The 10,646-nt window shown below is 61.8% G+C and carries 8 protein-coding genes; 6 read left to right on the top strand and 2 right to left on the bottom strand.

Annotated features, from left to right (window positions below; all coding sequences use genetic code 11):
• Positions 1-86: 86 nt before the first annotated feature.
• The 4 genes from VGY55_24075 (at position 87) to VGY55_24060 (ending at position 4,387) form a co-directional block, all read left to right on the top strand.
• Positions 87-380, top strand: coding sequence for a hypothetical protein (locus VGY55_24075; protein ID HEV2973066.1), 294 nt, complete (start codon positions 87-89; stop codon positions 378-380).
• Positions 381-498: 118 nt separating this feature from the next.
• Positions 499-2,760 carry a glycoside hydrolase family 2 TIM barrel-domain containing protein gene (locus VGY55_24070; GenBank protein HEV2973065.1) on the top strand — a complete coding sequence of 754 codons (2,262 nt, stop codon included), beginning with the start codon at positions 499-501 and terminating at the stop codon, positions 2,758-2,760.
• A 37-nt stretch (positions 2,761-2,797) separates the two neighbouring features.
• Complete coding sequence (locus VGY55_24065; GenBank protein HEV2973064.1) at positions 2,798-3,517, top strand: NYN domain-containing protein; 720 nt, start codon at positions 2,798-2,800, stop codon at positions 3,515-3,517.
• 66 nt (positions 3,518-3,583) lie between these two features.
• Positions 3,584-4,387 (top strand): M90 family metallopeptidase, encoded by an 804-nt coding sequence (locus VGY55_24060; protein ID HEV2973063.1) that lies wholly within the window; start codon positions 3,584-3,586, stop codon positions 4,385-4,387.
• Between the two features lie 128 nt (positions 4,388-4,515).
• Here VGY55_24060 and VGY55_24055 read toward each other — a convergent pair whose 3' ends face one another.
• Positions 4,516-5,514 (bottom strand): GDP-mannose 4,6-dehydratase, encoded by a 999-nt coding sequence (locus VGY55_24055; protein ID HEV2973062.1) that lies wholly within the window; start codon positions 5,512-5,514, stop codon positions 4,516-4,518.
• A 106-nt stretch (positions 5,515-5,620) separates the two neighbouring features.
• Positions 5,621-6,604 carry a TerC family protein gene (locus VGY55_24050; GenBank protein HEV2973061.1) on the bottom strand — a complete coding sequence of 328 codons (984 nt, stop codon included), beginning with the start codon at positions 6,602-6,604 and terminating at the stop codon, positions 5,621-5,623.
• Positions 6,605-6,888: 284 nt separating this feature from the next.
• Between VGY55_24050 and VGY55_24045 the strand changes: the two genes are divergently transcribed.
• Entirely contained in the window at positions 6,889-9,873 is a 2,985-nt protein-coding gene (locus VGY55_24045; GenBank protein HEV2973060.1) for a tetratricopeptide repeat protein, read from the top strand.
• A 95-nt stretch (positions 9,874-9,968) separates the two neighbouring features.
• A partial coding sequence (locus VGY55_24040) for a hypothetical protein (GenBank protein HEV2973059.1) occupies positions 9,969-10,646 on the top strand: 678 nt, incomplete at its 3' end.

Genomic DNA, 10,646 nt, shown 5'->3' with positions numbered 1-10,646 from the left:
CATCGCGGCGATGGTGCCCGCGCAAAAGGGGGACAGTCCCCGCCGGATTTGTTAGGCACTCTCATTGCCACCGAGGAGATGCCGCCATGCTCGCCGAATCGCTGGTCGAATGGGTTTGCCAGTTGCTGGCCGAGGGGCGATTGTCGCAGCGCAGCATCGCCCTGCTCACTGGCGTCAGCCGCGGCACCGTCGGGGCGATCGCGCGTGGCGTTCGGCCGCTTGGACTTCGCCCGAAATACGCCGACGACGATCCGCTTCGTCCGTCGGGCCCGCCGGCCCGCTGCCGCGGCTGCGGGGGAATGGTCTACATGCCCTGCCAACTCTGCCGGGTGCGCGCGGCCCGCGCCCTCGAGCGACGCTTGAAAACGCTTTCGGCGTAGCGCATAACGGAGTCTGCGACGCGGCCGAAACTTTTCAAATCGCGCTGGCGGCACTTGCGGCAACCGTTCGACCGCCAGCATTCCCACCCGCGCCTCGATTTGTTCCGAGAGAATTCCTATGCGCATGAAAACCGTCTCACGATGCCTCATTACGCTTTCAAGCTTCGTACTTCCGCTGGCCAGCCGGCTCTCCGCCGCCGATTGGCGGCCGGCGCAGGGCCCGTTGCAAACGCGGTGGGCAAAGGATGTTTCGCCCGAGAACACGCTGCCCGAATATCCCCGGCCGCAGATGGTGCGGCGCGATTGGCAGAATCTCAACGGACTGTGGGAATATGCGATCCGGCCGAAGACGGAAGAGCGCCCGGATAAGTTCGATGGACAGATTCTTGTGCCGTTTCCAGTCGAATCGGCGCTGTCGGGAGCGATGAAGCGCGTCGATGAGCCGAATCGGCTGTGGTATCGCCGCACGTTTGCGGTCCGGAAAGAGTGGGCCGGTAAGAACGTCCTGCTGCATTTCGGGGCGGTCAACTGGGAAGCCGCCGTGTGGGTGAACGGCCAGAAGCTCGGCGATCATCGCGGAGGTTACGACGGGTTCTCGTTCGACATCACGTCGGCGCTCAAGCCCGAGGGGGAGCAAGAGATCGTCGTCTCGGCCTGGAACCCGATCGACGCCGGCACGCAGCCGCGCGGCAAACAAGTCCGCAAGCCGGGCGGAATCTTTTACACGCCGACGACCGGGATTTGGCAGACGGTCTGGCTCGAGCCGGTGGCCGCGACGTCGATTGAATCGATTCAGATCGTTCCCGATATTGATAGAAAGCTGGCGCACGTGACGGTGAAGATTCGCGGCGCGGCTCCGGCAGCCATTACGGTAACGGCGTTCGATGGCGATAAGCAAGTGAGCGAAGCGACGGGAACATCCGGCGTGATCGATTTGCCGATCGGCGACCCCAAACTGTGGTCGCCCGATTCGCCGCATCTCTATCGCCTGAAGGTTCGATCGATGTTGGCCGGCGCCGACGTTGACACGGTCGAGAGCTACTTCGGCATGCGCAAGATTTCGATCGCCAAGGACGACAAGGGCATCACGCGAATCTTCCTGAACGACGAGCCGCAATTCATGGTCGGGCCGCTCGATCAGGGCTTCTGGCCGGATGGGATTTACACGGCGCCGACCGACGAGGCCCTGCGCTCCGACATCGAGATGACGCGCAAGCTCGGCTTCAACATGGCCCGCAAGCATGTGAAGGTCGAGCCGGATCGCTGGTATTACTGGGCCGACAAGCTCGGTCTCTTGGTATGGCAAGACATGCCGTCGGGCGATCGCTCGATCGGCCCGAACTCCAAGGATTTGGTGCGCACCAAGGAATCGGCCGAGCAGTATGAATTGGAATTGAAGCGGATGATCGACGGGCGGCGGAATCATCCGTCGATCGTGATGTGGGTCGTGTTCAACGAAGGCTGGGGGCAATTCGACACGGCCCGAATCACCGACTGGACGAAGAAATACGACCCGTCACGGCTAGTGAATTGCGCGAGCGGCTGGACCGACCGCAATGTCGGCGACGTGCACGACATTCACGTCTATCCCGGCCCTGGCGCGACCGAGCCGGAGGAGCATCGAGCGGCGGTGCTGGGCGAGTTCGGCGGCTTGGGTTTGCCGCTCGAAGGGCACACCTGGCAGAGCAAGAGCAACTGGGGCTATCGCAGCTTCACCGATCGCGCGGCGCTCACCGAGGCGTATTTATCGCTGATGCGCCATCTGCACCCGCAGATCGGCGACCCCGGCATGTCGGCGGCGGTTTACACGCAGACGACCGACGTGGAAACCGAGGTGAACGGCCTGATGACCTACGATCGCCAGATCGTCAAGCCGGATATCGATCGCATCGCGGCCGCCCACCGCAAGCTATTCACGCCGCCGCCGAAGCTCCGTGTGATCGCCGCCACTTCCGAGCGCGAATCTCATGATTGGCGCTACACCAGCGACAAACCGAGCGACTCGTGGATGAAGGCAGACTTCGACGATTCGGCCTGGAAGAGCGGCCCGGCGGGCTTCGGCACCAGCGGTACGCCCGGCGCCGTCGTGCGCACCGAGTGGAAGACGGCAGACATCTGGTTGCGCCGGACCGTCGATCTCCCGGCCGGCAGACTCTTCGATCCGAGTTTGCTCATGCACCACGACGACGATGCCGAGGTTTACCTTAACGGTGTGCCTGCAATAAAAACAAAGGGCTACACGACGCGCTACGAACCTTTCTCCATTCGCGACGAAGCCCGGCAGGCGCTCCACCCCGGCAAGAACGTGATCGCCGTTCATTGCCATCAATACAGCGGCGGGCAGTACATCGACGTTGGGATGGTGGATTTGGAGGAGTGATTTTCTATTGGACTTAGGTCGCGTTTTCCGATAAACTTTGGTATACGACTCCCCGGTCTTCGGACTGGTTAGGCCGGCCTATACGACCGGCCATTTTTTTGCGCTGACTGGAAAGTTGAAATTGGCCAAGCACAAACCGCGTTCGATCGTCTGTATCGACGGCTTCAATTTGTACTACGGTGCAATCCGGGGTGGTCCACACAAGTGGCTAAATCTTCAACGATATTTTGAGATGCTGCGCCCCGACGATGATCTTCAGGCGATCAAATACTTTAGCGCGCTCATTGATGGACCGACTCGGCCTAACCAGGATGCATATCTCTTGGCTCTCGAAACTCTACCGGCGGTCCAAGTCATTCTAGGCAAATCCAAGGCGAAGCAGATTCTCTGCCGACATCCGACATGCACTCACGCTGGCGATCGGCGATTCTCGAGCAAGGAAGAGAAGCGCACCGATGTGAACGTAGCGATTCAGTTGCTGAATGACGGCTACAAAGACGCGTGTGACAACTTTGTGATCGTGAGCGGCGATTCTGACTTGGTGCCAGCCGTCAATATGCTGAAGTCGCTCTTCCCGGCGAAACGGGTTATCGTCTACGTCCCGGCGCGAAGTGCGCCTCGGGGTGCTGCAGTCGAGTTGCGATCAGCAGCCGATACAGACAGGATGCTTCCCCAGAATCTCTTGGCTAGGGCACAATTCCCGGCGTCGATTCCGGATGGCAGCGGTGGATTGATCTCGAAGCCCGCGACGTGGTGAAGCCAGTTTTTTGCGCATCGCGATTCCTTTTTGTACTTCCCATCGGTTTTTGGGGAACTTCTCGCGATGTTCCATTGGCTCAAGAATCGCCGTCGCGAGAAGTTGCTGGCGGAGTCGTATCCGGCTGAATGGGCCGTGTATCTGCGGACCAACGTGCCGTATGCGTCGTATCTCGCGACCGATCAGTTGGGGCGGCTCAAAGATAATCTGCGAATCTTCGTCGCCGAGAAGGAGTGGGTCGGCTGCGGGGGGCTGGAAGTGACCGACGAGATGCGGGTGACGATCGCCGCGCTGGCCTGTCTGCTCGTGCTCGAGATTCATCCCACCTACCACTACGACCGAATCAAATCGGTGCTGATCTATCCGGGAGTTTTTCGCAGGCCGGAGCCACGATTGAGCTGGCGGGGAGGCATTTTTGAGAGCCCTGCGCTTATGGGCGAAGCGTGGCACCGCAGCCCGATCGTACTCTCTTGGAAAGCCGTGCTCGCGGGCGTGAAGGACCCGCACGACGGCAATAACGTCGTGTTCCACGAGTTCGCTCACCACCTCGATGGCATCGATGGGGACGTGGACGGCACGCCGCCCCTGGAAAGCCGCGAACAATATCGCACGTGGGACCGAGTATTCGAACAGGAATACCACCGGCTCGTGAAGGCGGCCAAAGCGGGCGAGCCGAGCCTCTTGGATTATTACGGCGCCGAGAACGAGGCCGAATTCTTCGCCGTGGCGACCGAGTGCTTTTTCGAATGCGGCTGGCAACTCCAGGACGAGCATCCCGATCTATACGACATTCTCCGCGGATTCTATCGGCAAGATACGGCCGCGTGGCCGCACGAGCCGGGCGGATGGCGCCGGAGGATGCCGTCCTAGTGGAGCTTCAATGCTGAATTGGCGGGTGCCATGGCCACTGCCCTGAGTGGCCATGCCTCGTAGCCGCTCATGCCCACGCCGAGCCGTGGGCATGGCACCCAACGTGTCAAAGCAACTTGGAGGTTCCACTAGGATTTGCGATCATTTGTGCCAACCTGCCGTTGCCAGGCGATTACTTCCGCGATGATTCGTTCGAGGTCGTATTGAAGTTGAAAGTCGATTGTCCGGCGCAGGCGTGAGAGGTCGGGCACGCGGCGGCGGATATCTTCGAAATCTTCCGAGTAGGCGGCGGCGTAGCTTTGAAACTCGATTTCCAGCGCCGGATTTACGGCGGCGATCACGCGCCGCGCCAGCTCGCGGATGCTCACAGGCTGATCGCTGCCGATGTTGAACACGCCGCCGCTGGCCGCGGGGGATTGCATGAGAGCGAGGATCGCGCGGACTACGTCGTTCACGTGCGCGAAGCAGCGCTCTTGCGCGCCGTCGTCGTGTACGATCGGCCGCCGCCCGGCCAGCGCTGCGAAAACCAATCGCGGCAACACCATGCCGTAGCGCCCCGTCTGCCGTGGCCCGACCACGTTGAACAGCCGCCCGACCACGACCGGCAGTCGCTCCTGCCGCCAACAGGCCAAGGCGAGAAATTCATCGATCGCCTTCGACACGCCGTATGACCAGCGCGGGCGGGTCGTCGGGCCGAAGACCAGATCATCCTCCTCGGTCCAGCGCGGTAGCGGGTTTTTGCCGTAGACCTCGCTGCTGCTGGCGAGAAACATCTTGACCGGCTTTCCTGCGGCGTGCAGGCGGCGCAGCTCGGCCAGCAGCCGCTGCGTGGGGTAGATGTTGGTTTCGATCGTTTGGATGGGGTTGCTGGCGATCAGCCCCACGCCGACCGCCGCCGCCAGGTGATAAACCTCCTGAACGCCGTCGAGCAACTGCCGCATCAACTCCTCGTCGGCCACGGTTCCCTTGACGTACCGGAACCGCGGATGACCGGCGAAAGACGCGAGATTTGCCGGATCGCCCGTCGATTCATCGTCGATCACCGTGACCCGATCGCCGCGCGCGACGAGCGCCTCGGTCAAATGACTGCCGATAAAGCCAGCGCCGCCGGTGACGAGAGAAAGCATGGTGGTCGGAGGTCGGAAAGTCGGAGGTCAGAAGTCGGGGGTCGGATTGTTGGAGTTCAGCCTTTAGGCTGCCGCCAGCAGGCTAAAGCCTGAACTGCAACGTAGTCTACCGCGCCGGGTCGATCGGTGGAGATTGATGATTTGTCGGCCGTGGCCAGAGCGAGGCTGCAATGGAAACCACCAAAATGCCGGCGATTGCGGCGAGCGAGGCCCAGTACGGAATCAGCTCGCGATCGGGGACAATCCATCCGAAGCGTTTGGCGGCGTAGTCGGCGATCATCGTGATCCCGACGAACACTAATACGGCGCTGATGCCGTAGTTGATGTGGCGGAAACGGTTGATCACGCCCGAGAGCAGGAAGTAAAGGGCCCGCAGGCCGAGGATCGCTAGCACATTCGAACTGAAGACAAGAAACGGATCGCGGGCGACGCCGAAGATGGCCGGCACGCTGTCGAAGGCGAAGACCACGTCGGCGCTCTCGATCACCAACAGCACCAAGAACAGTGCAGTCGCTCGGCGGCGGCCGGCCTCATCACGAACAAAGAACCGCCCGCCGTGGTCCCCTTGGGCGACCCGAAATACTCGCCGCGCGGCCCGCAGCACCAGGTTCCTTTCCGGCTCGACCTGCGGCTCTCCCTGAGCCGCCAGCTTCACGCCCAGATAAACGATCAACACTCCAAACAGCGGCAGCACCCAATCGGCCGCGGCAATCAACTCCATTCCCGCCACGACGAAAAGGAGCCGCATCACGATCGCCCCCAAAATTCCCCAGAACAGCACGCGATGCTGATGCCCGCGCGGCACTTGAAAGTAAGCGAAGATCACGATGAACACGAACACGTTGTCGAGCGACAGCGACCATTCGACGAGATATCCGGCGAGAAACCGCGCAGCCGCCTCGACGCCCGCGGCGTACCAGATCAGCCCGTTAAAGCTGATCGCCAGCCCGGTCCAGAACGCGGCCCAACCGACGCTCTGGCGAAAAGTCGGCTCGTGCGCCCCGCGGCTGAGCACCAGCAGATCGAACGCCAGCATCGCCAGGATGAATCCGACGAACGCGATCCAGTGCCAAAGAGCGGGTTGGAGCATAGTCGAACACGGACGCGTTGTGTCGGCGGCGTCGCTGCGATTGTGGCGGATACTGCCAGCATCCTCGTCGCCTCTGGCAGCGTCGGCCACGGCTACGCGCCGCCTGGCTCGCGAATGGCAGCATCATAAGCATCACTGGCCGGCCGCGTATGGTCAAATCCTTACATCCGGCTTGCCGGAGCGATAGAATGACGGGGCGCCGTCCGCCGGGCGCGGATCGAGGGCGAGCGTCGGTTCTGGCGGCGTCAGAGGGTCGGTCGCGGAATCAGAGAAATGGTAGAGCGATGAAGATCACATCGGCGATTCGTTGGCTTCTGTCCGCTTCGATTCTTCTTTCCAGTGCGGCATTCGCGATCGCCGCCGATAGCACTGCCGGCCCGCAGTCGTCCGATGCGGCGAGACGGCAGTTCGACGGCGCGGTGGCGATGCACAAAGGGGGCGCGTATGATTTGGCGGTCGACGAGTGGGAGAAATTCCTGCAAAAGTTTCCCGATGATCCGCTGGCCGCGCAGGCCCAATTCTATGCTGGCGTTTGCTACTTGAGCCAAAAGGACAAGCAGTACGACAAAGCCCGCGAGGCCTTTGAAAAAGTGGTGGCTAAGTATCCGAAGTTCGAGCAGATCGACAAGGCATACTTCAATCTCGGGCTGGCCGACTACAACCTCGCGCAGGCCGGCCGCGCCGAACTGCATCCCAAGGCGGCCGAGGCATTCGGCCAATTGATCGCGAAGTTTCCGAACTCGCCGCAATTGCCCGAGGCGCTGCTGTACCGCGGCGAATCGCTCTACGCCTCCGGCAAGAAGGCCGAGGCGATCAAAGCCTGGAGCGAATTGGCCGCCAAACATGCCGGCAGCGCGGCGCGGGCTCGTGGGCTTTACAACCTCGGCATCGCCGAGCAGGAACTCGGCCAGCAGACCGAAGCCGGCGCGACGTTCGATACGTTGCTCAAGGACTTCCCGCAAAGCGAGTTGGTCGGCGAAGTGAAAATGCGCAAGGGGGACACGCTCTTGGAGACCGGCCGGTTTGCCGACGCCGAAAACCTGTTCTCCGCCGCGCTGAAGCAGCAGGATTCTCCGCTCGCCGACTATGCGACGCTCCGGCTCGGGGCAGCGCTCGCCGGCGAAAAGAAATACGCCGACGCGGCGGCCTGCTATGCCTCGCTGCCGACGAAGTTTCCCAGATCGACTTACATCGGCGCGGCGACGCTCGCGGCGGGGAACTGCTACTACCTTGCCGGAAATCAGCCGGAGGCCCGCAACTGGTTCGGCAAAGTGCTCTCTGGCGGCGGAGATCAGGCGGCCGAGGCATCCCATTGGATCGCCCGAAGCTGGTTGAAGGAAAAGCAACCGACGGAGGCTTTGGCCGCGGTCGAGAAGGCACTCCCGCTCGCCGCAAAAAGTCCGCGGCGCGCCGATCTGATGATGGACAAGGCCGATGCACTTTACGACATCGCGGAAGCTCAACTGCTCGCGGGCAATCACGCGGACGCCGAGCGGCGCTATCAGGCGCTGTTGGAGGAGTTTCCCAGCCACGTCTATGCCGAGAATTGGCTGGTGCGCCGAGCACTGGCTCGCTATATGCAGAAGAAGTATGCCGATGTGATCTCCTATCTCAAGCCGCAGTTGACGAAGTTGAAGACCGCGGATCGGCAAGCTGAAGCGCAGTTCCTCGTGGGGAGTAGCGAATTGGAACTCAAGCACTTCGGCGAAGCGGTGCAGGCGCTGAAGGCGTCGCTCGCCGCGCAGCCGAAAGGCCCCGAGACCGATGAAACCCTGCTGGCACTGGCAATCGCCCAGCGCGGCGCGAATGATCGCGCCGCCGCGAAGGGAACGATCGAACGCGTGATCGCCGAGTTCGGCAATAGCAAGTTGGCCGATCGAGCCCATTTCCGATCGGGAGAGTGGAAATTCGAGTCGGGAGATTATTCCGGCGCGGCGAGCGATTATCAGTGGGTGATCGACCACGCCGGTTCAAGCCCACTTGTGCCTAGCGCGCTCGTGGGCTTGGGTTGGTCGCAGATCAACAAGTCCGACTTCGCGGCTGCCGCGAAAACCTTTTCCACAGCCGTCGAGAAATACGGCGGGCAGCCGGCGGCGACGCGGGCTCGCTATGGCCGCGCCGCCGCTCGCCAGCAACTCAAGGAATATGCCGGTGCGATCGAAGACGCGGAAGCATTCTTGACGGCCGATCCCAAATCGGCCGAGCGGAGCGACGCGCTCTATGTGCTGGGGCTTGCTCAGGAGGGCGCGCAGCGATTCCCCGACGCGGCCAAGTCGTTCCAGTCTCTGTTGGATGCCGATCCGAGTTATTCGGGGATCGACAAGGCGCTTTACGAATTGGCCTGGAGCCGCAAATCGGCAGGACAAGAGGAGGGCGCGGCGGAAGCGTTCGGCAAGCTGGCCCGCGAACATGGCGATAGCGCGCTGGCGCCCGAAAGTTGGTTCAACGTCGGCGAATACCAGTATCATCAGAAGAAGGACTACAAGGCGGCCGCCTCGGCCTATTACGCGGCCGCCACCAAGGCCGGCAACGGAGAGCAGGCAGAAAAGGCCAGCCACAAGCTCGGCTGGGCCTATTTCCAAGAGCAGGATTATTCCAAAGCAAAGCAAGCCTTTGACTCTCAATTGGCAAACTATCCGAGCGGCGCGCTTGCGGCCGACGCGGCATTCATGATCGGCGAGTCGCTGTTCAAACAGGAGCAATACGTGCCCGCGCTGGCCGCGCTCGAGAAGGCATTGGGAACGAAACCCTCGTCGGCCGATTTCACCGCGCTGGCCCTTCTGCACGCCGGACAGTCCGCCGCGCAACTGAAGCGCTGGGAGGAGAGCGTCAAGCTGCTCACGCGGCTCCAGAAAGAGTTCCCCGATTCGCCGCACGTCGTCGAGGCGATGTATGAAGAGGGTTGGGCGAAACAGAACCTCGATCAGTTGAGCGACGCGCTCAAGCTCTACGAAGCGGTGGCCGACAAGACTGACGCCGTCGTCGGCACACGCGCGCGATTCATGATGGGCGAGGTTTTGTTCGCACAAGCGAATCACAAGGAAGCGATCCGCAACTATTTCAAGGTGATCTACGGCTACGGCGACACGCAGGCCCCAGCCCCGTATAAAACGTGGCAGGCCAACGCCACTTACGAGGCGGCCCGCTGCTTCGAGGTCCTCAAGAATGCCGAACAAGCCAAGAAATTGTACAACGAATTGCTGACCAAGTATCCTGACAATGACAAAGCAGCGTCGGCCAAGGAGCGATTGAAACAGCTCGGCGGATGAGTTGATCGCACGCCGTTGACCGCGCGACAGTTTATCGGAACAGAGCGTCCTACCCCTGATTTCAGCCGCGGGCTGAACTTTCTTGGAGAGTCCCTATGAACCCGCTCAATCGGCCGAGGATTGCGCCTCGGCTCTTCGTCGCCGCGTCACTTTGCGCGCTCGTTTGGGCCGCGCTTGACCTTGGGCGAGCCAGCTTCGCGGCCGATAGCCCGCCAAAGGCCGATGTTCAAGCTGACGCCAAACCGCCCGCCGAAAAGACGGCCGCCGACAAAGGCTCTGACCCGAGCGCGGCGGACAAAGCGTTTGACAAAGCATTCAGCGCCGCTCCGAGTTCGGCGCCCAAGCCCGAGAAGAAAGCGGCCGACGTGCCCTCGATGCCGACGATCGATCCGTGGGAGATGTTCCAAAAGGGCGGCATCTTGATGTACCCGATCACGTTCATGTCGCTGGTCGTTGTCGCATTCTCGATCGAGCGGGCGATCGGCCTGCGGCGCAAGAAAGTGGTTCCGCGCAAGCTTGTCAAAGGCTTGAGCGCGCTGGCCGCGTCCCCCGGTGGCTTCGATCCGCGGAAGGCCTATCGCCTCTGCCAGCAGTGTCCGTCTTCGGCGGCGAATGTCGTGCGGGCGATGTTGCTCAAAACCGGCCGGCCGACGGACGAAGTGGAGCGGGCCGTGGCGGACTCGATCTCGCGCGAAAGCTGGAAGCTGAATTACAACGTCCGTCCGCTCGTGCTCGCCGTGACGGTAACACCGCTGATGGGCCTATTGGGCACG

Source organism: Pirellulales bacterium, from assembly GCA_035939775.1.
In the GTDB taxonomy this organism is placed as follows: domain Bacteria; phylum Planctomycetota; class Planctomycetia; order Pirellulales; family DATAWG01; genus DASZFO01.
The sequence above is the reverse complement of the archived record's forward strand: the minus strand, read 5'-3'. Positions and strand labels throughout refer to the sequence as shown.